This is a genomic window from Nonomuraea turcica (assembly GCF_030718205.1).
In the GTDB taxonomy this organism is placed as follows: domain Bacteria; phylum Actinomycetota; class Actinomycetes; order Streptosporangiales; family Streptosporangiaceae; genus Nonomuraea.
Genome location: NZ_JAUZQF010000001.1, coordinates 107,584 through 129,715, shown reverse-complemented (window position 1 = coordinate 129,715; position 22,132 = coordinate 107,584). Strand labels below are relative to the sequence as shown.

The 22,132-nt window shown below is 69.8% G+C and carries 19 protein-coding genes; 8 read left to right on the top strand and 11 right to left on the bottom strand.

Going from position 1 to position 22,132, the window contains the following annotated elements; translation table 11 throughout:
* Nucleotides 1–58 precede the first annotated feature (58 nt).
* Nucleotides 59–688, top strand: coding sequence for an SDR family NAD(P)-dependent oxidoreductase (locus Q9G87_RS00665; RefSeq protein ID WP_305914162.1), 630 nt, complete (start codon nt 59–61; stop codon nt 686–688).
* A 3-nt stretch (nt 689–691) separates the two neighbouring features.
* On the opposite strand, the gene Q9G87_RS00660 is transcribed toward Q9G87_RS00665, so the two are convergent.
* The 5 genes from Q9G87_RS00660 to Q9G87_RS00640 all read right to left on the bottom strand — a co-directional run bounded on the left by Q9G87_RS00660 (nt 692) and on the right by Q9G87_RS00640 (nt 7,371).
* Nucleotides 692–1,357 carry an NUDIX hydrolase gene (locus tag Q9G87_RS00660; RefSeq protein ID WP_305914161.1) on the bottom strand — a complete coding sequence of 222 codons (666 nt, stop codon included), beginning with the start codon at nt 1,355–1,357 and terminating at the stop codon, nt 692–694.
* 44 nt (nt 1,358–1,401) lie between these two features.
* The gene (locus Q9G87_RS00655) at nt 1,402–3,198 is read right to left on the bottom strand and encodes a DUF4434 domain-containing protein (protein ID WP_305914160.1); all 1,797 of its coding nucleotides are present in this window, start codon (nt 3,196–3,198) and stop codon (nt 1,402–1,404) included.
* Nucleotides 3,199–3,211: 13 nt separating this feature from the next.
* Complete coding sequence (locus tag Q9G87_RS00650) at nt 3,212–4,300, bottom strand: glycosyltransferase (protein WP_305914159.1); 1,089 nt, start codon at nt 4,298–4,300, stop codon at nt 3,212–3,214.
* A gap of 19 nt (nt 4,301–4,319) precedes the next feature.
* Nucleotides 4,320–5,582, bottom strand: a complete 1,263-nt coding sequence (locus Q9G87_RS00645; protein WP_305914158.1) for a nucleotide sugar dehydrogenase — start codon at nt 5,580–5,582, stop codon at nt 4,320–4,322.
* A 118-nt stretch (nt 5,583–5,700) separates the two neighbouring features.
* Nucleotides 5,701–7,371, bottom strand: coding sequence for a glycosyltransferase (locus Q9G87_RS00640; protein WP_305914157.1), 1,671 nt, complete (start codon nt 7,369–7,371; stop codon nt 5,701–5,703).
* A 56-nt stretch (nt 7,372–7,427) separates the two neighbouring features.
* On the opposite strand from Q9G87_RS00640, the gene wecB reads away from it, so the two are divergent.
* The 5 genes from wecB (at nt 7,428) to Q9G87_RS00615 (ending at nt 14,223) form a co-directional block, all read left to right on the top strand.
* A complete protein-coding gene (wecB, locus tag Q9G87_RS00635) occupies nt 7,428–8,558 on the top strand; it encodes a non-hydrolyzing UDP-N-acetylglucosamine 2-epimerase (RefSeq protein ID WP_305914156.1) in 1,131 nt (376 codons plus the stop codon).
* A gap of 56 nt (nt 8,559–8,614) precedes the next feature.
* A complete protein-coding gene (locus Q9G87_RS00630) occupies nt 8,615–10,651 on the top strand; it encodes a glycosyltransferase family protein (protein ID WP_305914155.1) in 2,037 nt (678 codons plus the stop codon).
* 109 nt (nt 10,652–10,760) lie between these two features.
* On the top strand, nt 10,761–11,447 hold the full coding sequence (locus Q9G87_RS00625; RefSeq protein ID WP_305914154.1) for a DUF998 domain-containing protein: 687 nt from the start codon (nt 10,761–10,763) through the stop codon (nt 11,445–11,447).
* 56 nt (nt 11,448–11,503) lie between these two features.
* A complete protein-coding gene (locus Q9G87_RS00620) occupies nt 11,504–13,852 on the top strand; it encodes a sensor histidine kinase (RefSeq protein WP_305914153.1) in 2,349 nt (782 codons plus the stop codon).
* A complete protein-coding gene (locus Q9G87_RS00615) occupies nt 13,849–14,223 on the top strand; it encodes a DUF742 domain-containing protein (protein ID WP_305914152.1) in 375 nt (124 codons plus the stop codon). Before Q9G87_RS00620 ends, Q9G87_RS00615 begins: the two co-directional genes overlap by 4 nt.
* A gap of 18 nt (nt 14,224–14,241) precedes the next feature.
* Here the strand turns inward: Q9G87_RS00615 and Q9G87_RS00610 are convergent, their stop codons facing one another.
* The 6 genes from Q9G87_RS00610 to Q9G87_RS00585 all read right to left on the bottom strand — a co-directional run bounded on the left by Q9G87_RS00610 (nt 14,242) and on the right by Q9G87_RS00585 (nt 20,310).
* Nucleotides 14,242–14,814 (bottom strand): GTP-binding protein, encoded by a 573-nt coding sequence (locus tag Q9G87_RS00610; protein ID WP_305914151.1) that lies wholly within the window; start codon nt 14,812–14,814, stop codon nt 14,242–14,244.
* A complete protein-coding gene (locus tag Q9G87_RS00605; protein ID WP_305914150.1) occupies nt 14,795–15,157 on the bottom strand; it encodes a DUF742 domain-containing protein in 363 nt (120 codons plus the stop codon). The genes Q9G87_RS00610 and Q9G87_RS00605 overlap by 20 nt, the downstream gene beginning before the upstream one ends.
* Nucleotides 15,154–15,561, bottom strand: a complete 408-nt coding sequence (locus Q9G87_RS00600) for a roadblock/LC7 domain-containing protein (RefSeq protein ID WP_305914149.1) — start codon at nt 15,559–15,561, stop codon at nt 15,154–15,156. Before Q9G87_RS00600 ends, Q9G87_RS00605 begins: the two co-directional genes overlap by 4 nt.
* On the bottom strand, nt 15,558–17,657 hold the full coding sequence (locus Q9G87_RS00595; RefSeq protein WP_305914148.1) for a sensor histidine kinase: 2,100 nt from the start codon (nt 17,655–17,657) through the stop codon (nt 15,558–15,560). Before Q9G87_RS00595 ends, Q9G87_RS00600 begins: the two co-directional genes overlap by 4 nt.
* Before the next feature lie 164 nt (nt 17,658–17,821).
* Nucleotides 17,822–18,679 carry a PrsW family intramembrane metalloprotease gene (locus tag Q9G87_RS00590; protein ID WP_305914147.1) on the bottom strand — a complete coding sequence of 286 codons (858 nt, stop codon included), beginning with the start codon at nt 18,677–18,679 and terminating at the stop codon, nt 17,822–17,824.
* Nucleotides 18,676–20,310 carry an FAD-dependent oxidoreductase gene (locus tag Q9G87_RS00585; protein WP_305914146.1) on the bottom strand — a complete coding sequence of 545 codons (1,635 nt, stop codon included), beginning with the start codon at nt 20,308–20,310 and terminating at the stop codon, nt 18,676–18,678. The genes Q9G87_RS00590 and Q9G87_RS00585 overlap by 4 nt, the downstream gene beginning before the upstream one ends.
* Nucleotides 20,311–20,442: 132 nt before the next feature.
* On the opposite strand from Q9G87_RS00585, the gene Q9G87_RS00580 reads away from it, so the two are divergent.
* Together Q9G87_RS00580 and Q9G87_RS00575 are read left to right on the top strand one after the other, a co-directional pair.
* Nucleotides 20,443–20,643: a hypothetical protein gene (locus Q9G87_RS00580; RefSeq protein ID WP_305914145.1), complete on the top strand. Its 201-nt coding sequence runs from the start codon at nt 20,443–20,445 to the stop codon at nt 20,641–20,643.
* A gap of 10 nt (nt 20,644–20,653) precedes the next feature.
* Nucleotides 20,654–22,126, top strand: coding sequence for an SPFH domain-containing protein (locus Q9G87_RS00575; protein WP_305914144.1), 1,473 nt, complete (start codon nt 20,654–20,656; stop codon nt 22,124–22,126).
* Nucleotides 22,127–22,132: the final 6 nt, after the last annotated feature.

The window sequence follows — 22,132 nt, the reverse complement described above, 5'->3', positions numbered from 1 at the left end:
CCTTGGCACTGGTCGCCGTGCGATGATCTTACTGGGATTCCGGGATGGGAGCTTCGGCATGGGACAGGTGCTGGTGACCGGTGCCACGGGCGGGATCGGGACGGCGCTGGTCCGCGCCCTGGTGAAGGCAGGTCATCAGGTGACCGCCATCGGCCGCGACGTCGGGCGGTTGGATGTGCCGGCGATCGAGGCCGATCTCGCCGCGCCGGGCACGCTCGCCGCCGCCGTGGGCGAGCTGCGCGACGTACAGGCGCTGGTCCACTGCGCGGGCATCTCTCCCATCGCGGCCGTCGCCGACGCCGGCCCGGAGACGTGGGAGCGGACGCTGGTACGCCTGACGCTGCCGGCGCTGCGGCGGTCCCGAGGCCATGTGGTCTTCGTCAACGCCTCGCCCGGGATGACCGGGGTCGCCCGTTGGTCGGCGTTCGTCGGGAGCAAGGCCGCGCTGCGGGAGCTGGCGGACTCGCTGCGCGAGGAGGAGGAGCCCCATGGCGTACGCGTCACCACGGTCTATCCGGCCGCGACGGCCACCGAGCTGCTTCGGGAGGTCAGAACGACCTTCGGCCGGCCGTACGATCCCGAGCGCTGCATCCGGCCGGAGACGCTCGCCGAGATGATCGTCTGGGCGCTCGCGGCCCCCGCGGACGCCTATGCCTGCGAGCTGTCCGTGGTGCCCGCACCGCGCTAGGGATCATTCCTTGAGCGAGCGGAGCATGGGAGGGTGGAGGAGCTCGGCGGGGCCGCGGCGGTAGAGCTTGGCGGGGCGGCCGCCGTCACGTGTCGTGCTGGCCCCGGTCTCCACCAGGAAGCCCTCCGCCTTGGTGACCTTCCTGTGGAAGTTTCTGGGATCCAGGGGCCGACCCCAGACGATCTCGTACACGCGGCGCAGGTCCGCCACCGTGAACTCGGGCGGGCAGAACGCGGCCCCCAGCGAGGTGTACTCCAGCTTCGCCCGGGCCCGCTCCACTCCATCGAGCATGATCCGGCGGTGGTCGAAGGCCATGACCGTGAGGGCATCCACCGGCTGCCAGCTCATGTGCGCCTTCTCCGAGGCCGGCAGGTCGGGGGCCAGGCCGAGGTAGGCGACGCTCAGGACCCGCTGGCGGGGGTCGCGGTCCGGGTAGCCGTAGGTCTGGAGCTGCTCCAGGTGCACCGGCGCGCCGGGGAGGCCCGCCCGCTCCGCGAGGATGCGGCGGGCGGCGTCCGGCAGGTCCTCATCCAGCTGGATGAAGCCGCCCGACAGTGACCAGCGCCGCAGGAACGGCGGGTTGTCGCGGCGCCACACCAGGGCGCTCAGCGCGTGGTTACGCACGGTGAGGACGACCAGGTCGACGCTGACCGGGACGCTCGGGACCATGACCGCACGGTACACGTAGTTAGGTGTGAGCCGCGAAACGTCCGTCAGGTCGCGATGCGCACGTGTAAGGGTTCGGTCGCGGCCTGGCCCGAGGGGGCCTTGACCGTGATCCTGACCCACTCCCCGGCGGGCACCTGGGCCCAGTCGAACGGCACCCAGGCGGTGGACATGCCTTCGGGCAACTCCTCGAGCGGGTTCTCATCCAGCCAGCCCACGGCGGACACCACCAGGTCCTTGGTCCCGCCCGACCACTGGATGGTGATCGTGCCGTCCTTGAAGTTGTAGCCGCGGACCTCCACGCCGTCCTGGATGTCGCGCGCGCGCCTGATCGCGTCCACCGCGATCGGGCGTTGCCAGTCCGAGGTGATCTCCTCTTCGAGCGAGGGCTGCCCGCAGGTCATGAAGTCGCTCCACATGTAGGAGACGACCTTCTGCACGTAGCGTCCGGCCATGGTGACCGCCTGGTCCAGGCGTTTCTTGTCGGTCTTGCCGCGCGTGCCCTGAGGCGTGCAGGGCTGCTCGCCCGACGGCTCGAACGCCTCCACGTTCGCCCACAGCTGCACCTGGTAGCCGGCCTGGATCATCTCCTCACGGGCCAGCGCCATCTCCCGGTAGTAGTCGCGCGTGGACCCGTGGTACGCGGTCCCGTACGTGGACTCCCCGACCACCGGCCGCAGCCGCTCGTCCACCTCGGTGTCTCGCTCGTCGGGCCAGAACAGGCCCACCTTGCCCGTGCCCCGGCTGTCCTGCGGGGCGATGATGCCGACCCCGGTCTTGGCCAGCTCCTTGAACGCCTCGGCCACCTGCTTGGGCGTCTGGCCGAAGCCCACCCGCCGGCGCGCGTCCATGTAGGGGCTGATCAGGATGGGTTTGCCGGGCAGCTCCTGCTCCACGATCGTGTGCTGGTCGGCGTACACCTCGAGCGTCGGATTGGAGGCCAGGGTGGCCGACATCTGGACCTCGAACGGCTGGTAGACGCCGCCCAGCGAATCACGGTCGGCAAAACGGTCGCCGTAGTCCTGCAGGATGCGGCGCGTCAGCGTGGTCAGCGCGCCCAGGTGGTGCTTGTACGCCCTGATCGGCGTGTTGGGGTCGCGCGGGGCCAGCGGCAGCGCCGGGAAGATCCGGATGCCGAACTGGTCACCCAGGTCGAGCAGCTGGGTCAGGCTGTCCTTGGACGAGCCGGCCACCAGGATGAGGTCGTAGGAGCGGCCCTTGCTGGAGAAGTCGCACGTGGCGTCGTCGGAGCCGTCCGGCTGGGTGATGATCCGGAAGTAGGTGCGGTTGCCCGCCTGGATGCTGTGCTCCATCTCCGGGCAGCGGAAGACGTTCTCGCTGAACGACTCGTCGGTGCGGTAGACGTACGTGCGGCCGATCCTGCTGTCCGGGTGGGCCTTCCTCAGGTCCCGCTCCGCGGCGTCGCGGCAGGTCAGGCCGTCCTCTTCGCAGGGTTTGTAGAGCGAGTCGAGCTCGCCGTCCCTGGTCAGGATCTCGCCGTCGTCGGACACGGGGCGGAACTGCAGGCCGTAGCCGATCCTGATGATCGTGTCGCCGCCGACGTCGTGGATCTCTTTCAGCTGGGTGCGCCAGGTGCAGGGGTTCGACTTGGGCATGATCCAGTAGCCGGTGACGGCGTACGGGGCCCTCTCCTTGGTCTCGAACGTTCCACAGTCGTCAGTGAACTCGCTCACCTGCGGGGTCGGCTGGTCCGACGGCGGCTGGGACGCAGCCGGGCTGCTCACCTTGGGGGCCGGCTCGTCCGAAGACTGGGGAAGGACGATGACCACAGCGGCGACCACGGCCAGGACGACTGCACCCACGACGAAGAAGAGCCAGCGCACGTGCGGCAACCCGTTATCGCTTGACCCCGGCCCAGGACTCCAGCTGGGCCACGAAGCGCTTCGCCGAGTTGGGCCAGTGATGGTTGGCGCGAGCCGCCGCGTAGCCGCGCGCGCCCTGCGCCCGCCGCTCGCGTACGTCGTCCCGTAACGTCAGCACGGCCTGGGCGACGGCCTTGGGGTCCTGCCAGGGCACCACGACACCGCTGTCGTAACGCTCGACGAGCTCCACGGCACGCGGCGAGGGAGTGGTGATGACGGGGATGCCGTGCGCCATATACTCCACGATCTTGGTGGGCATCGAGTGCCGGTAGTTCGGCTCGTCGTGCAGCAGCGACAGCCCGGCCAGCGCCCCGTCGAGCCGTTTGAGCGCCTCGTCGTTGGGCATGAAGTCGCGCCACTCCAGCACGCCTTCGGTGACGGCCTGGTTGAGCACGGGGCGGCTCTGCGGGTCGGCGTAACCGATCAGCTCCACGGCCACCCGGTACGGCTGCAGCAGCTTGGCCACCTCGACCGCCTCGATCACGCCCCTGGCCCTGGACAACCAGCCGAGGTAGACCACCCGGTCGTCGCCGGGCGGCGTCACGGAGTCGGGCACCCACGTCTCGTTGGGGACGATCGGATGGGCGTGCTTGAAGCGGCCCGCGTACGCCGTCTCGGCCAGCATCAGGTGCAGGTGACGCTCGGCCGTGCCCTCCAGCAGGCGGGCCAGGAACCGCACCGGCGGCCGCAGCAGCGAGGGCAGCCAGGGCTTGAGCGACAGCGTGGCCGGCGTGTCCTCGTGCACGTCCCACACCACGGGCGGTCTGCCGCGCATGCCCCACACGGCGAACAGCAGCTCGGGGTCGTGGACGAGGACGAGGTCGACCTTGTCGCGCATGCGCTTGAACACCCGCCGCGCGGCCCACGTCGCCGAGATCCGATTGCGCTGGGCCGCCCTCGGCAGGTCCACCCCGGTGACCCAGGGACGCGGGACGACGCCGAAGGCGGTGAAGGCGGCGGCATACGTGACCTCATGACCGGCATCCACGAGGGCACGGATCTGCCGATGCAGGATCCGAGCATCCTCGGGGTTATGCACCACCGTCATGACGAGCACGTGCACTGCGCGCAGCCCTCCGTCGCTACAGCCGCTCGACGCGTTCGCCCTCGGCGAGCACGCCGCGGGTGTCCAGCACGAGTCTGGCCTTCGCCTCGACCATGGCGAGGTCGAACGCGGCGTGCTGCTGCATGAGCAGCGTCACGTCGGCGTTGACCACGGCTTCGGCCAGGTCCTCCTCACGCGGCACCGGGGTGCCGTCTACCGACCACTCCTTGACGTACGGGTCCGCGAACGAGAGCTCGGCGCCCAGTTCCAGCAGCGCACGCGCCACCGGCAGGGCCGGGGTTTCCCGTTCGTCGGCGATATCCGGCTTGTACGTGACGCCGAGCATAACGACTCTGGCGCCGTTCACGGGCTTCTTATGCCTGTTCAGCAGACGCTGGACACGGGCCACCACGTAGGACGGCATCCGCTCGTTGATCTCCTGCGCCAGCTCCACGAACCGGAAGGGGTAGCCCAGCTTGCGCACGGTGTACGACAGGTACGACGGGTCGACGGGGATGCAGTGCCCGCCGACGCCCGGCCCCGGCAGGAACTTTTGGAAGCCGAACGGCTTGGTGGCCGCCGCCTCGATGGCTTCCCACAGGTCGATCCCCAGCTCGTCACAGAAGATCGCCATCTCGTTGACGAGCGCGATGTTGACGTGCCGGTAGGTGTTTTCCAGCAGCTTGGCCATCTCGGCCTCGCGGGTGCCGCTGACCGGCACCACCTGCTCGATGAACTGCGCGTAGAAGTCGGTCGCGCGGTCCCGGCAGGTCGCGGTGTAGCCGCCCACGACCTTGGGGGTGTTGCGCAGGCCGAACTTGGCGTTGCCCGGGTCGATGCGCTCGGGCGAGAAGGCCAGGTGGAAGTCCTGGCCGGCGACCAGCCCCGAGCTCTCCAGCAAGGGCCTGGCCACCTCGTCGGTGGTGCCCGGCCAGGTGGTGGACTCGAGCACGACGAGCGTGCCCTTGCTCAGGTTGCGGGCGACGGCCTTGGTCGCACCCTCCACGGCGGACAGGTCCGGCCGGTGGTCCTCGTCCAGCGGAGTGGGCACGCAGATGACGATCGTGTTGCTCCGGGCCAGCACGGTCTCGTCGAGCGTGGCGCTGAACCCGTGGGCCAGCATGTGCTCGAGGTCGGCATCGGTCAGGTCATCGATGTAGGACCGGCCGGCGTTGAGCGCGTCCACCTTGGCGGGGTCGACGTCCACGCCGACGACTCGCAGGCCGGCGCCCACCGCCTCCTTGGCGAGTGGCATGCCGACGTAGCCCAGGCCGATGACAGCCAAGTCTATTTCTGTCACAGCTGTGCCTTGAGGAGCCGGAAACAACACTTCATGGTCGCAAAGGTTATCTCAAGTCCACCTAGCTCACGCCTTATGCGACGGAAACCGTCACAAAAGACAGGCAACTTGAAGGTCATCATTCAGCCAAGGATCGGTACAGAGCTTGATAAGTCTCGGCAACGCGGCTCCAGGTGCGCTTCGCGGCCACTTCGGCGCGACCCGCCTCCCCCATCTCGGCCCGCTTGGCGGGGTCCTCCCTGAGCCCGGCGATGGCCTTGGCGAGCGCCTCGGGATCGCCCGGCGGCACCAGCAGCCCGGCGCCGTCGGAGCCGACGAGCTCGGACAGGGCCGGCAGATCGCTGAGCACCACGGGCTTTCCGAGCGCCATCGCCTCGACGGGTTTCAATGGCGTAACAAGTCGGCATACCCGCAGGTCCTCGCGCGGGCAGGCGAAGACGTCGATGGCGTCCTGCGCCTGCAGCGCCTCCTCGGGCCCGACCCTGCCGGGCAGGATGGCGTCGCTCAGACCGAGCTCGCCGACGAGCTCCAGCAGGTTGTCGCGCTCGGTGCCGTCGCCGACGATGAGGACTCGCACAGGCGTGCCCTGGTCACGCAGCAGCGCGGCGGCCCGCAGCAGGGTGGCGAACCCCTCGTAGGCCACGATGCTGGACACCGAGCCGACGACGACCTCATGGGGCTTGATGCCGTACGCGTCCCGGAACGAGGCGCCGTCGTAGTGGGCCGTCAGCAGCGAGTCGTCCACCGCGTTGGGCGCCAGGTGGATCTTCTCCCTGGGCACGCCGCGCTCGACGATCTCGGCGGCCATGGTCTCGGCCAGCGTGACCACCGCGTCGGCCTCGCGCATCAGGAACGCCTCGCGCTCGCGCTGGAGCACGTGCCGCTCGCTGCCGACCCTGATCGGGTCGCGGGAGGCCCAGGTCTCCTCCAGGAAGCCGCGTACCTCATAGACGAACGGCGTGCCCGTGCGGTCGCGCACGGCGTGCGCGACCGAGCCGTTGCGGTGGTCGGTGGCGGCGTGCAGCACCTGCGGCCGCAGCTGGGTGACGAGCTTGGTGACCGCGTCGGCGCCCCTGATCATGCGCCCGCGCATCTCGAACGGCACCTCGCCGTGCCCGTCGGGCAGCAGCCGGTAGTAGGGGATGCCGTCGAGCTCCTCGAACGGCGGCGCGTCCGCGTGCCCCTGCATCATCGGCCAGCCCCAGCTCGTGACCACGTGCGGGTCGAGCCCCGCGGCCTTCTGCGAGGTGACGATGCGGTGGGTGCGGACGGTGTAACCGGCCTGCGTGTACGGCAACGCGTTGGTGACCAGGTGCATGACCCGGCCCTGGACCCGCTCCAGTATGGCCACCTTGGGCCCGGGCGGGATCGGGTCGGGGCTGATGGCGCCCAGCTCGCCCCGGTAGTAGGCGGCCCTGCGCTTGACGAACGGGTATTTGGTGTGGGCCTCGAGCACGGCGGCGGCCTGGCTGACCCGGCCGGCGTCCCAGTGCTCCTTGGCCTCGTTCCACGGTCCCTTGATCACGCGCATGCCAAGCTTGCGCACGATGTGCCGGGCCCGGCGCGCGGCCGGCCAGGCCACGCTGCCCACGATGGGGCGCAGCCGGGGCGGGAGCGCGTCGGCGGCGGCCTGGGCCACGCGGACGGGATCGGACTTGACCTTCGTCACGACGACGCGGGTGACGATGATGGGGTGCTGGACGAAGCCCTTGAGAAGTCCACCGACGCCGGCACGGGCGGACTTCGCGGAAACCTTAGAGGAGTCTTGACGACTGGCGTCGGATGCCACGCCGTGACCGTACCATAGGCAACGCTTTTTCCCTTCCGCTATGAAAGGCGAGGTCAATGAGGGAGAACCCCCTGGTCCTGCACGTTTTGGGTGCTCGTCCCAATTTCGTGAAAGCGGCTCCGGTGGTGCGGGCACTCGGTGAACTCGGCGTGCGGCAGGGCATCATCCACACTGGCCAGCACTACGACGCGCTGATGTCCGACGTCTTCTTCGCCGACCTCGGCCTGCCGGATCCGGTGGCGAACCTGGGGGTCGGCTCGGGCAGCCACGCCAAGCAGACCGCGGCCCTGCTCGTCGGTCTGGAGGAGGTCGTCCAGGAGCACGATCCCGACCTCGTCGTGGTGTACGGCGACGTGAACTCCACGCTGGCCGCGATCCTCGTCTGCGCCAAGCTGGGCGTGCCGACCGCGCACGTGGAGGCGGGGCTGCGCTCGTTCGACCGGGGCATGCCCGAGGAGGTCAACCGGGTCGTCACCGACGCGCTGGCCGACCTGCTCTTCGCCACCTCTCCCGAGGCGCTTGCCTACCTGTCGGCCGAGGGGGTGCCGCCGTCCAAGGTGCACCTGGTCGGCAACCCCATGATCGACAGCTTGTTCTCCGCACTGCCGACGCTGGACCCGGCTCCCGTGGTGGCGCGGCTGGGCGTGCCGGCTCGCTATGCCGTCGCGACGTTGCACCGCCCCGCGAACGTGGACACCGCCGAAGCCGCCAAGGAGCTGGTCGAGGCCGTGCTGGAGGTGTCGCGGCAGGTCCCGATCGTGATTCCGGTGCACCCGCGCGGCAAGGCGCGGCTGGCCGAGGCGGGCCTGGTCGACGGCGAGACGATCAAGGTCATCGAGCCGCTCGGCTATGTGGACTTTCTCTCACTCGTCCGCGGCGCCGCTCTGGTGGTCACGGACTCCGGCGGCGTGCAGGAGGAGACGACCATGCTGGGCGTGCCCTGCCTGACGCTGCGGCCCAACACCGAGCGGCCGATCACGATCACGCATGGCACGAACCGGCTGGTCACGCCCGCCCTTCTGCCCGCGGCCGCGGAGAAGGCGCTGGCCGACGGCGCCGCCACGCCGGCCGGGGAGCTGCCGGTGCTCTGGGACGGCAAGGCGGGCCCGCGGATCGCCACGGTGATCGCGGCCTGGCTGAAGGGCGACAACCTGGCACCCGCTTCCCAGGCCAAACGCCCCGAATAGCCTTCGCTTCCGACGTAACATGACAACCTCCTCCGCTGAGCGATAGGCGTACCACCATGGCCGATACCCCCGAGCCCCCTGCGTTTCAAAGACTGGGACCCGTCAACTGGCTGCCCGAGGAGCGCAAGCTCGTCGAGCGCTACGAAGCGGAGGTCAGGGAGCTGCGGCGGCGGTTGGAGATCGCCGAGGCCAAGGCCGCGTACGCCACGTGGAAGCTCGAGGCCACGCAGGCCAAGCGCACGTTCAAGCTGGGTGAGGCCCTGGGCTCCAAGAGCCCGGGGAAGATCATGGAGGCGGTCCGCTCCAAGGAGAAGGCGCCGAAGCCGCCGATCCCTGTCACCGAGGCGACCCAGATCGCGAACAACCGGCCCCCGCTGGCCGAGGTGCCGCCGGTGAAGTGGCCGGCCGGGCCGGTGAACCGGCCGGACCTCAAGGTCGCGGTGATCCTGGACGACTTCTCCAGGATGGCCTTCCGCTACGAGTGGGACCAGATCGAGTTCGGGCTCAAGGACTGGCCGGAAATCTTCGCGGAGAAGCGGCCCGACCTGCTCTTCTGCGAGTCGGCCTGGCATGGGAACCAGGGCCGCTGGCGCTACCAGATGACCGGCACCAACGCGCCCAAGGAGCCCCTGCGCGATCTGGTGGCCTGGTGCCGGCAAGAGGGCATCCCAACGGTTTTCTGGAACAAAGAAGACCCGCCGAACTTCGACTTCTTCATCGACACGGCCAAGTTGTTCGATTACGTGTTCACCTGCGACGGTGACATGCTGCCCAAATATCGGGAAATTTTGGGACACGACCGCGTTGATGTGCTGCAGTTCGCCGCCCAGCCTCGTGTGCACAATCCGATCCAGCAGAAGCAGGGCCGGCTGCACGACGTGGTGTTCGCCGGGATGTACTTCCGGGACAAGCATCCCGAGCGCCGCGAGCAGATGGAGACCGTCCTCGACCCGGTACGCGAGCTGGGCCTGCACATCTTCGCGCGCAACGGCGAGGTGGACGAGAAGTACGCCTGGCCGGAGAAGTACCGCCCGCACATCGTGGGCGAGCTGCCCTACGACCAGATGCTGGCCGCGTACCGGATGTACAAGGTCTTCCTCAACGTCAACTCGGTGCTGGACTCGCCGACCATGTGCGCGCGGCGGGTCTTCGAGCTGTCCGCCTGCGCGACGCCGGTCGTGTCGGGGTGGTCGCGGGCGATCGAGGAGACCTTCGGCAGCCTCGTTCCCATCGCGCGGGAGCCGCTCGAGTCGTACAACCAGGTCCTGCACCTGATCAACAGCCCCGAGCTGCGGGCCAGGATGGGGCACCTGGCGATGCGCGAGGTGTTCGACAAGCACCTGTTCTCCCACCGCGTGGACCAGATCCTCCAGGACCTCGGGCACCAGGTGACGCCCAGGACCCGGTCGATCTCGGTCGTGCTGCCCACCAACCGCGCCTCCCAGATCGAGCACGCGATCTCGTCGGTGGCCCGGCAGATCCACCGCCCGCTGCAGCTGATCATGGTGCTGCACGGCCTCGACATCGACCCCGTCGTGGTCGCCGACAAGGCCCGCATGGCGGGCATCACGGACGTCGCGGTCCTGCCCGCCGACGCCTCGCTGTCGCTCGGCGCCTGCATGAACCTGGGCATCGCGGCCGCCGAAGGCGACCTGATCGCCAAGATGGACGACGACAACCTGTACGGCGAGCACTACCTGTCGGACCTGGTCCGGGCGTTCGACTATTCGGACGCGGAGCTGGTGGGCAAGGGTGCGCACTACGCGTACTTCGAGGGCAGCGACACCACGATGCTCCGGCTGCCCGGCCTGGAGCACCGCTACTCGTTCCTCGTCCAGGGCGGCACGTTCCTCGGCAAGGTGGACATGTTCCGCTCCTACGGGTTCGCGGACATCACCCGGGGCGAGGACACCGAGCTGGTGCGGCGGCTGAAGGCGGACTCCGTCAAGATCTACTCGGCGGACCGCTTCAACTTCGTCTACTGGCGCAGCGCCGACGCCTCGATGCACACCTGGCAGGCGGACCACATCAAGCTGACCCGCAACGCCCAGTTCTCGTTCGTCGGCCGCCCGGACGCCCACGTCCTGATCTGAGCCCCGAGGGTTCTCTTCAGCAAGACCCTGAGAAGTCAGGGTCGGGTCAGGGACGGCTCGGGGGCGGGGCCGGATGTGAGGAAGGGGGGCACAGCGGGAGAGTTGCGGCATGACCGCAGCAAAGAGGCTCTTTCCGCTGATCGCCTGTGGATCGATCATGTTCGCCGTGGTCGCGGTGGTGGTCGGGCAGTTCGGCCCCGACCCTTACCTCGACCCCATGAACGTGACCGTCAGCGAGTACGCCGTGTCGGACCGCGGGGGCGTCACGGAGGTCGCGATGGCGGTCCTGGGGATCGGGTCCCTGGCGTTGCTGGCGGGCCTCAGGGCGGCGGGGGCGCCCGTCCGGGGGATGCCCGAGCGGTTGCTGATGGTGTGGTCGGGGGCGCTCGTGGTGGCCGCGATCGTCCCGACCACGCCGATCGGCACGGACCTCGACCTGGCGGCACAGATCCATCGGTACGCGTCCGTGGCGGCCTTCATCAGCCTTCCGGCGGCCGGGGCGCTGCTGGTCCCCCGACTGGCCGCCGACGCCGACTGGAAGCCCGTGGCGCGGGCCGTGGAGTGGGTGGCGCTGGCCGGGGGGTTCGGACTGCTGGCGATCACGTACGTGGCCCTGCCGGGCGAGCGGGTGATGATCGGGCTCGTGGAGAGGTTGCTGCTGGGCGCGGAGGTGGCGTTGCTCGCCGTGCTGGCGGCCTGGCTGGTGCGGCTCGCCTGGCGGCGGAGGACATCGCCAAGCCAGGTCGAGGCCCTAAAAATCCCGACATATCACAGATTTATCGCTAGTCGATCTTAAAACCATGCGTTTCGATGCTATTCTCTCCCGCGATCTTCTATCCGGGAGCAGGTGTCATGGCATCGGGCAGATCCATCCGATTCAAGATCTCGACGCTGCTCGTCATCCCCTTGGTCTCCCTGGTCGCGCTCTGGGGCTTCGCCGCGAGCACCACGTCGGGAGAGGCGCTCGACCTGCTCAAGGTCGAGACGATCTGGACCGGTGTCATCAACCACGCCGACGGTCTGACCGGCAACCTGCAGGCCGAGCGGCTGGCCTCGGCCGAGCAGATCGCAGGCGCCGTCACGGACCCGGACGCGCTGAGCAAGGCACGGGCCAAGGTCGACGCGAACAGGAAAGACCTGACGCAGCAGGCGCAGTCGCAGGACACGCAGGACGCGCTCACGCTGGACATGCAGAACCAGCTCCAAAGCGTGTTCGCGGCGATCGACCGGCTCCCTGACATCAGGCGCAAGGTGGATGAGCGCAGCCTCACCCCCGGCGGTCTGGTGACGGAGTACGCGAAGATCTCCGATGAGGTCCACCTGCTCTACTCCCGGCTGACAATGGGCACGGACGTCGAGCTCTCGCTGCAGGCGCAGGGCCTGATCGCCGCCGACGAGGTGCGCGAGCTGCTGAGCCGCGAGCACGCCCTGATCATCGCCGCGAACGGCCAGGCGAACATGCGCGACGTCCACATGCTGGCGGGGATCGACGGCGCCCGCACCTACCTGTTCCCGAAGGCTCTGGCCAACCTCGACAGCGAGCTGCGGGCCCCGTTCGAGAAGATCTACTACTCCTCCCGGTACGTCACCATGGAGAACCTGGTGGAGGGCTACGTCTCCGGCCGGCCGCTGGACGTCGAGCTCTGGCGGGGCGTCGCCGACCAGGTGCAGAAGGAATACCAAGAGGCCATCTGGCGCACCGGCGACAAGCTGCTGGCCAGGATGGAGCCCGCCGGCATCGCCATCGTGGTGCGGGCCGCCATCGCGGGCGCGGCCGGGCTGATCGCGGTCATCTTCTCGATCTTCATCTCGGTCCGGGTCGGCCGCAGGATCACCCGCGAGCTGGCGACGCTCCGCCGTACCGCTCTCGACCTGGCCGAGATCAGGCTGCCCGACGTCGTGGCCAAGCTGCGCAAGGGCGAGAGCGTCGACATCGAGGCCGAGGCGCCGCCCATCAAGGTGGCCCGCAACGCCACCAGCGAGGTCAGCGACCTGGCCGCGGCGTTCGACAGCGTGCAGAGCACGGCCGTCGACGCGGCCGTCGAGCAGGCCAGGATGCGCGAGGGGCTGTCCGAGGCGCTGCGTAACCTGGCGCGGCGCAGCCAGTCGCTGCTGCAGCGCCAGCTCAAGCTGCTCGACGAGATGCAGAACCAGACGGAAGAGCCCGAGGCCCTGGAGCGGCTGTTCAAGCTCGACCACCTGACCACCCGCATGCGCCGCCACGCCGAGGGCCTGGTGCTGCTCTCCGGCGGTTCCGCGGGCCGCAGGTGGCGCGGCGTCATCCCGATCGAGGACGTGCTCAGCGGCGCCGCGGCCCAGGTGGAGGAGTACACCCGGGTCCGCGTCTACCCGATGACCGAGTGCGGCGTCTCCGGCACGGCGGTGGCCGACCTCATGCACCTGTTCGCCGAGCTGATCGAGAACGCCGCCGCCTTCTCCTCGCCCAGCAACGAGGTCTCGGTACGCGGCGAGATGGTCGGCAGGGGCTTCGCCGTCGAGATCGAGGACCGCGGCCTCGGCATGGACGAGGCCACCCGGAGGATCATCAACGAGCGCCTGGCCAGCCCGCCGGAGTTCGACGCCGCCCAGACCGAGCGGCTCGGGTTCGCGGTGGTCGGCATGCTCGCGGCCCGGCACGGCATCAAGGTGACGCTCAAGCCCTCGCCGTACGGCGGCACCACCGCGATCGTGCTGGTCCCGGGATCGCTGGTCGAGCCCATGGCGCCCCCCGTGCAGCCGCTGGAGTTCGAGTCCATCTCCGTGTCGGTGGTCCGGCCGGACACCACGGGGCCCGGCGACTTGCCGCGCCGGGTCCGTACCGCCAAGCGCGGCGAGGGTCCCGCGCTGCCACAGCAGGCGCAGCCCGCGGAGCTCGCGGAGCGGGAGCGGCCGACCGGCCTCCCGCAACCTAATGGGACGACCGGCCTCCCGCAGCGTAATGGGACGACCGGCCTCCCCCGCCGCGAACGGCACGAGCACCCCGACGAGCAGACAGGCAGGCCGGCCGCCGAACGGCAGACGAGCCTGCCCCGCCGCCAGCGGCAGACCAACCTGCCGGAGCGGCTTCAGCAGCAGCCGCCCCCCACCCCGCCCGCCGAGGAGCGTTCGCCCGAGGAGGCCAGGGCATTGCTCTCCTCGCTCCAGTCCGGCTGGCAGCGCGGGCGGCAGGACAGCGACCAGGATGGGGGATCTCAGCCGTGAGCCGCGAGCACGAGTGGGTCGACGAGGAGGCGGGACCCGTCGTCCGGCCGTACGCGGTCGCGCGCGGGCGCACCAGGCCCGCGTCCTCCGCGCTCGACCTGCTGGCGACCGTCGTCGCGACCGGGTTGCCCGCCCCGTCCAACGCCGAGCTCAGTGCTCAGCACCGGAGGGTGGTCAGCTGCGTGTCCGGCCAGGGCAAGCCCGTCGCCGAGCTCGCCTCGGAGGTGAGCCTGCCGGTCGGCGTGCTACGGGTGCTGCTGGGGGACCTGCTGGAGCACGGCCTGGTCTCGGTACGCCCGCAGCGCGACCAGGCGTCCACGGCGACCGAGAGCCTGCTCCGTGAAGTGATCAACGGCCTCAGAGCGCTCTGACGCCGACCTCGGTGCGCCTCAGTTCGCCGAGGTCAGCGTGCGCAGGGAGTGCTCGACCAGGGTGATCATGACTTCCTTGGCCGACGTGCGCCGCCGCACGTCGCACAGCATCACCGGCACGTTGTCGTCCAGGTCGAGCGCGATGCGCACGTCGTCCACGCTGTGCCGCTCGGCCCCGTCGAAGCAGTTGACGGCCACCACGAACGGCGTGCCGCGCTGCTCGAAGTAGTCGACGGAGGGGAAGCAGTCGGTCAGCCGCCGGGTGTCGGCGATCACGACCGCGCCCAGCGCGCCGTAGGACAGCTCGTCCCACATGAACCAGAACCGCTCCTGCCCGGGCGTGCCGAACAGGTAAACCACCAGCCCTTCGCGGATCGTGATGCGGCCGAAGTCCATCGCCACGGTCGTGGTGGTCTTGGCCTCCACGCCGTCGAGATCGTCCACGCCGATCCCGCGGTCGGAGAGCACCTCCTCCGTACGCAGCGGTTTGATCTCGCTGATCGATCCGACCAGGGTGGTCTTGCCCACGCCGAACCCGCCGGCAACGAGGATCTTCAGCGCGACGGGGTCCTCAGAGAGCACGGAGTCCATTGATCACTTCCTTGAGAATGCGCTCATTCGACCGCGTTCCTCCGGCCGAGGACGACGACACCGAGATGAGACCGTGGTCACGCATGTCGCCGAGCAGGACTCGGACGACGCCGATGGGCAGGTCGAGCTCGACGGCCAGATCGGCCACCGAGATAGGACTGCGAGCAGCCCGCAGGATCAGTTGCTGCTCCGGACCGAGCGCATCCGTCGGGTCGCCGATGGCGCGCACGGTCGCGACGAGGTCGAACGTGTCCCCGGAGGAACGCGTGCGGCCGCGGATGAGGGCGTAGGGCCGGACCACGGGCCCCGCCTCCTCATCGAACCACTGCGGGCTGTCGCTCATGACGCTCCAGCGCGCGGATTGGTCGTGATGTGCTGGCCCACCCGCTTGACCAGCATCGCCATCTCGTAGGCGATGTGGCCGACATCCACGTTCGCATCGGCGATCACGGCCAGGCAGGTGCCCTGTCCCGCCGCCGTGACGAACAGGAACGCCGACTCCATCTCCACAATGGTCTGGCGCACGTCGCCGCCGCCGAAATGGCGGCCGGTGCCCCGGGCCAGGCTCTGGAAACCGGCCGCCACGGCCGACAGGTGCTCGGCGTCCTCCCGCATCAGCCCCTTGGAGTAGCCGATCGCCAGGCCGTCGGTCGACAGGATGACCGCCTGGCGCACGGCGGCCACCCTGGCGGTCAGGTCGTCCAGCAGCCAGTTAAGTTCACCGGTGTTGGTGGTCGGCACACTCATTTGTCCCCCTCATCCTGGGCTTCTTCTCGGGCGCGTTGGGTTCCCCGCTGGAAGGCGGAGAACAGGTCGCGTACCTCGTCGGGAGAGCGGTCGGCCGGCTGCCCGGGCGCAGGCTCCTCGGACGGCTGGAGCCGTGACGACGGGCCGGCCTGGCGCACTCGCCTGGGCAGTCCGGCGTGGGTGCCCGAGGTGACCACCGCGAGCGCCTTCTTCCTGGTACGGCTCGGCAGCGCGGCCATCTCCTCCCCGCTGTCGCCGGCCGTCAGCGCCGTCTGCTCGGTCACCATCTCGCGCGGCACGAGCACGATGGCGGTCGTGCCGCCGAAGGGCGAGCGCCGCAGCAGCACCTTGATCCCGTGCCGCGCGGCCAGCCTGGCCACCACGAACAGGCCGAGCCTGTCGCTGTCGGCCAGGTCGAACTCCGGGGGGTCGGCCAGCAGCGTGTTGAACGCGGCGTACTCGGGGGCCGACAGGCCCGGGCCCTTGTCCTCGATCTCGACGGCGTAGCCATTGCTCACCTGGTCGCCGCGCACCTGGACCTGAGTGTCCGGCGGTGAATAGATCGTGGCGTTCTCGACCAGCTCGGCGAGCAGGTGCGTGAGGTCGGCCGCGGCGCCCCCATCGAACGCGCTGACCGGCATCGCCTCGACGGCGACCCTGGTGTAGTCCTCGACCTCGGCGACCGCGGCCCGGACGATGTCGATCACGGGCACGGGCTTGCGCCACGCCCGCCCGGGCGCGGACCCGGACAGGACGATCAGGCTCTCGGCGTGCCGCCGCATGCGGGTGGTGAGGTGGTCGAGCCGGAAGAGCTCCTCCAGCCGGTCAGGGTCGTGCGTGCGCCGCTGCATGCCGTCGAGCAGCGCCAGCTGCCGGTGCAGCAGCCCCTGCTTGCGCCGGGCGAGGTTGAGGAAGACCTGGCCGACCCCGCGCCGCAGCGCGGCCTGGCCGACCGCCGCCGTCACGGCGGTGCGCTGCACGGAACCGAAGGCCCTGGCCACGTCGGTGATCTCAGCGGAACCGCTCACCTTGATCGCCTTGGCCTCCTTCCGCACGTCGATGTCCTCGCCCTTGCGCAACCGCTCCACGATGTCGGGGAGCCGCTGCTCCGACAGCTCGACCGCGGCCGCGCGCAGCCCGCCGAGCTCTCGGGCCAGGCGACGACCGAAGCGTACAGAGATGATGATCGACGCGAGCACTGCGATCAAGCCGACGCCGCCCGCGATCGCGATCTCGGCGACCGTGGCCGTGGCGGCCTCGGACGTGCGCGCGGCCAGCACCTCGGCTGCGGCCAGGCCGTGTTTGTCCAGCTGAGAGGTCAGGCTGCTGATCGTCTCCGTCCAGCCGGCGGCGTCGGGCGGCGGGGCGCCGGTCCTGACGATCCTGGCTTCCAGGCTGAGGAAGGTCTGAAACGACTCGGAAGCGAAGATCTGCTCGTACGGTCTGCGCAGCGTCACCTCGAGGCCCGCCAGCCCGCGCGCGTGCAGGAACCTCCTGGAGGCGGCGTACTCGGTGAACGCCGCGGTCTCGGGCTCGGTGAGCCGCCCGTCGGCCAGCGCCCCGATGACCAGCGCGTGCTCCCTCGCGATCTGCTCCCTGGCCATGCCCATGGCCTGCAGCGAGGATGCCTGCTGGAGTATGCCCAGGTCGGAGACGGAGACCAGGTGGTCGTAGAGCAGGAAGATCGAATCGAGGATGCGGTTGTACTCGTTCAGCCCAGACAGGCGGGAACTGAGGCCGTTGTCTATGTCGGCCCTGATCGAACCGAGCTGATCGAGCGCACCCATCAGCGTGCCCAGCGGGCGGCCCAGGTTGCCGGCCGCGTCGCCGGCCTCCGTGACGGCCTGACGGAACTCGCCGACGGACCGGTCGGTGCGGGCGCGCTGGCCGCCGAGCGCCTCGGTGAGCTCACGCGTGGTGAGTGCCTCGGCGGAGCGCACTCGCTCGGCCTGAAGTTGCAAGCCCAGGTCGGTGGAGGTGACGCCGAGGGTCTGGTACAGCGTGCCGGCCCGGAGCAGTGACTGGGCGTCGCCCATGGTGAGGTTGAGGACGAAACCCCAAAGCGCGCTCAGAGACAGGAGGGGTAGCAGCAGCAACAGAAAGATCTTGAACCGAATAGACCGGTTTCGCGAGCCCATGTCCCAACCTCGAGTCGGGGGCATTTCCACACCTTGTGTAAATACACCTCCGGAAGATCGCACAGGAGACTAGCACCGTTTATGGCTCCGGCGCAGTGGGAGGAAGACGTTCATTACCGTGATTATTGGGACGCGATCTCTCGCCGGTGCTTGCCCGATCGTACGACCGTCCACAGCCAGACCAGCGCGACCAGCGAGATCGTGCTGAGCCCCGCCCAGTTCAGCAGCGTGAAGATGTGCACCTGCCACGCGGTCACCCGCGGCACCCGGCCGATCCGCAGCAACTCGAATTGCCACGGCCGGCCGGTCAGCACAAGCGTGATGGCGATGGCGATGGCGGTCATCGAGTCCCACAGCGCGTGCAGCAGCGAGACGCCGAGGTAGGTCAGCACCACGGGAACCGTGATCCGGCCGCGGGCGGCGAACAGGACACCGCCGGCGATGGCCGTCCACAGGCCGTGCCCGACGGGCGTCAGGATGCCGCGCAGCACCTCGGTCTCGACCAGTTGGAACAGCGACAGGCCCTCGGAGGTGAAGAGGGCGTTGAAGGCGTAACCAGCGCTCTCGAACGCGGCGAAGCCGAAGCCGACGGTCGCGCCGAGGATGACGCCGTCCATGGTGCCGCGCGTGGTCATGCGCCGGGTGACGAAGATCAGCGCGGCCAGCTTCGCGCCCTCCTCGATCAGCCCGACCAGCACGTACATGATGATCGACGGCCGGATGAGCCAGGCCTCCAGGACCGAGGCGCCGAGCACGCCCAGCACGCCGCCCACCACGAACGCCGTGAACATCATCTCGACCGTGACCCGCGGTGAGCGGCCCCGCCCGTACGCCCACACCACGAACGTCACCGGCACCAAGAAACTGCCGAACAGCACCACGGTCGGGACGAGGTTGGAGTTGTGCGTCCAGGCCGTCACCACGACGGTGGCCACCCAGAGCGCGAGCCCGACCAGGAAGACCCGGAGCCAGAGCGTCATCGGGCCAGCTCCTCCACCGCGCGGAACGCCGCGGTGACGGCGGCGTCGGCGCGGGCGGCCGGCGCCGAGTCCGAGCCCGCGATCGCGATCCTGCCGAAGCGCCTGCGCGCCGTGTCCGCGGGGAACGGCCCGTCGGGATAGAACGGGTGCCACGGCCGGCAGTACTCGGGCGCGTTCCCGTGCCCCCACCGATTGACCGTGATCGCCTCGATGTCCCCGGCCGGATCGAACCCACCGGGCCCCAGCAGCCGGGTGAGCTGGTCCCGGATCGTGTGCTCCAGCTGCTCGTACGGCGTCTTGATGAGCTCGCGCCGGCCCGCCACGGCGCCCGCCTCAGGACCCAGCTCCGACCGGCACGGCGTGGCCAGCAGGTGCACCGCGGCCGGCCCGCCCGGACGGCGGGGCGGCTCCAGCTCGGTCAGCGACCAGTACGCGCCGGTCCAGCGCACCCGGCCCACGCCGGCCCGCCGCCATGCGTCCTCGTCGCGCACCCGTACCGTGGCGTGCAGCAGCGGCACCCGGACGGCCGCGCTCAGCGCCTGCCGCTGCTCGGTGGGCAGCTCCGGCACCAGGTAAGGGATGACCGCGCTCCAGCAGGCCAGGATCACCGCCCCGGCCGTGACGGTCATGACCTGGTGGCCGTCGAAGTAGCCCACGGTCGCCGACGCGGCGCCGTCGCGTACCGACACCACGGGGCTGGACAGCCGGAAGCGCACCCGGTTGCCGGGCCGGTCGAGCGCCCGTTGCACCATTGTCCGCACCAATGCCTGATTTCCCTCGGGAAAGAGATAAAGGTCCGGATCCGCCATTCCCCACTGCTTTTTCACGGTGGGCGAGTTGAACCGCGACGGCTTGTTCGCATCGAGTCCCAGGCCCGCGAATCCCGGATATCCGGTGCCCCAGGCGTCGATCGCACCGAGCGCCCGCGTGTCGTACCCCCATTCCGGGCACGACATGCTGCGGTAGAACCGCTCCACGTCCGGGTGCACGCCGCAGACCTCCAGCAGGAAGGCCGAGTACGTCAGCTCCGCCAGCCGCTCCTGCTTGCCCTCGGCCGAGAGCCCGGGAAGCCAGTCGGGCGGCTCCCGGTGCAGCATGCGCAGGTCCTCCCTGGCCCGCCCGTCGATCGGCAGCCTGGCCACCCAGTCGGACTGGAGCCTGACCAGCGTGTCCGCGCCGAAGGTCTCCGCGTCGCACATCACGCCGTCGGCCAGGCCGGGGTCGGCGTGCGCCGGGCCGCTCTGCCGGTGGAAGAGCGCGCGCCGCGCCTGCCCGCCGATCTCGTCGTGGTTGTCGAGGACGAGCACGGCCGCGCCGGGATCGCGGCGCAGCCACTCGCAGGCCGCGCTCACCCCGCTGAGCCCGCCGCCGACCACCACGAGGTCGTAGCTCTCGCCGGTGGGCTCGGGCGGGTCCGCGTACTGCCAGAAACGGCCGTCCCGCAGCGCGTGCGGCACGCTGAGCGCCTGGGCTGCGCCGCCGCGGAATCCACCCGGCGCGGGCAGAACCGCGCTCGCCTGGGCCTTCTCGGCTTTCCCCGAGGACACGACAGCGCCGACGGCGATGCCGTCGAAGAAGTCACGGCGGGAAATGGGCCGGTTCATCCCGAGGTCGCGCGGGCTCAAGCTCATGGCGCGATCATCAGCAGGTCCGGCCAAATGGGATGAGAGACGCGCAGCGTCTCGAGAAACATTTTGCGCGGCCTATTACCGCGAATGCCGGTTTGGAGTACCGTCCGGAATATCACCAACGGGGGGAGTCCGGTGGTCGGCAAACAGGGCAGGGTCACAGGAAAGATCGGCCCTGGCCTCGTCGGCGAGGTCATGATCCCGATCAGGGGCGGCGTCGAGGCCTTCTACGCCCATCCGAGCGTGACAGACGAGGAGATCCCCGTCGGGGCCATCGTCGTCGTCGTGGATTACTTCCCCCCGCGCACGGTCTACGTGGCCAAAGCACTCGTCTAGGGAGGGGTCGATGTCCCCTGAGCTCTACATCATCGGCGGCGCCGTCATCGCCGCCATTGTCGTCATCACTCTGCTGTTCAAGGCCGTGTGGCGGGTCGCGGAGCCCAACGAGGCCCTGATCATCTCCGGCCTGGGCGCGCGCCGGCGGAGTGAGGGCCTCGACAGCCTCGGCTTCAAGATCATCACGGGCAAGGGCACGGCGGTGCTGCCGGGCTTCCAGACCGCCAGGCGGCTGCGCCTCGACACCAGGGCCGCCAACCTCCAGGTCGCCTGCGTCACCCAGCAGGGCATCCCGGTGCAGATCCGCGGTGTGGTGATCTACAAGGTCGGCGACGACTTCTCCTCCATCGCCAACGCCGCCCGCCGCTTCCTCGACCAGCAGGACTTCATGACCAGCGCGATCCACGAGCTGTTCACCGGACATCTGCGCTCCATCATCGGCAACCTCACGATCGAGGACCTGATTCTCAACCGTGAGCGCCTGACCAGCGAGACCCGGGCGTCGGCGGCCGACGAGATGAGCAAGCTCGGCCTGATCGTGGACTCGCTGCAGATCCAGGAGATCGACGACGAGACCGGCTACATCGTCAACCTCGGCAAGCCCCACGCCGCCAAGGTCGCCGCCACCGCCCGCATCGCCCAGGCCCAGCGCGACCAGGAGGCCACCGAGGCCGAGCAGATCGCCGCCGCCAACATGGCCGCCGCCCGGCGCGACGCCCGCATCAAGGAGGCCTCCTACCAGGCCGAGATCGACCGGGCTCAGGCCACCTCCAGGCAGGCGGGCCCGCTGTCGGATGCCACCGCCCGCCAGGAGGTGGTGGTCCAGGAGACCAGGGCCGCGGAGCTGGAGGCCCAGCTGTCCGAGCAGCGCCTGCAGTCACAGGTACGCAAGCCCGCCGACGCCAAGGCGTACGAGACCGTCACGCTCTCCCAGGCCGAGCGCGACGCCCGCATCGCCCAGGCGGAGGCCGAGGCCAGGGAGACCGAGCTGCGCGCGGCCGCGCAGGCCTCGCAGGTCAAGCAGGCCGCCGCGGCCGAGGCGGAGGCCGTGCGGCTGCGCGGCGAGGCGGCCGGCGCGGCCACGAAGATCGCCGGCGAGGCCGAGGCCCAGGCCGCCCGTGCCCGCGGGCTGGCGAGCGCCGAGGCCGCGAAGGCGCTGGGCCTGGCCGAGGCCGAGGCGTCGCAGGCCAAGGGCCTGGCGGAGGCCAAGGCGATCAGCGCGCGGGCCCAGGCGCTGAAGGAGAACCAGGAGGCGGTCATCGCCCAGCAGCTCGCCGAGCGCTGGCCGGAGGTCGTGGAGGCAGGCGCGAAGGCGTTCGGGAACGTGGACCACATGGTGGTGCTCAACGGCGCCCAGGGTGTGGAGGAGCTCCTGGCCAAGGCGCTCACGCTGGGCGGCACCGGACTGGGGCTCGCCAGGGCCCTGCTCAACGGCGCGACCCCCAACGGAGCCGATCCAGAAATGTCTGGTAAAACGCCCTGAGCACAC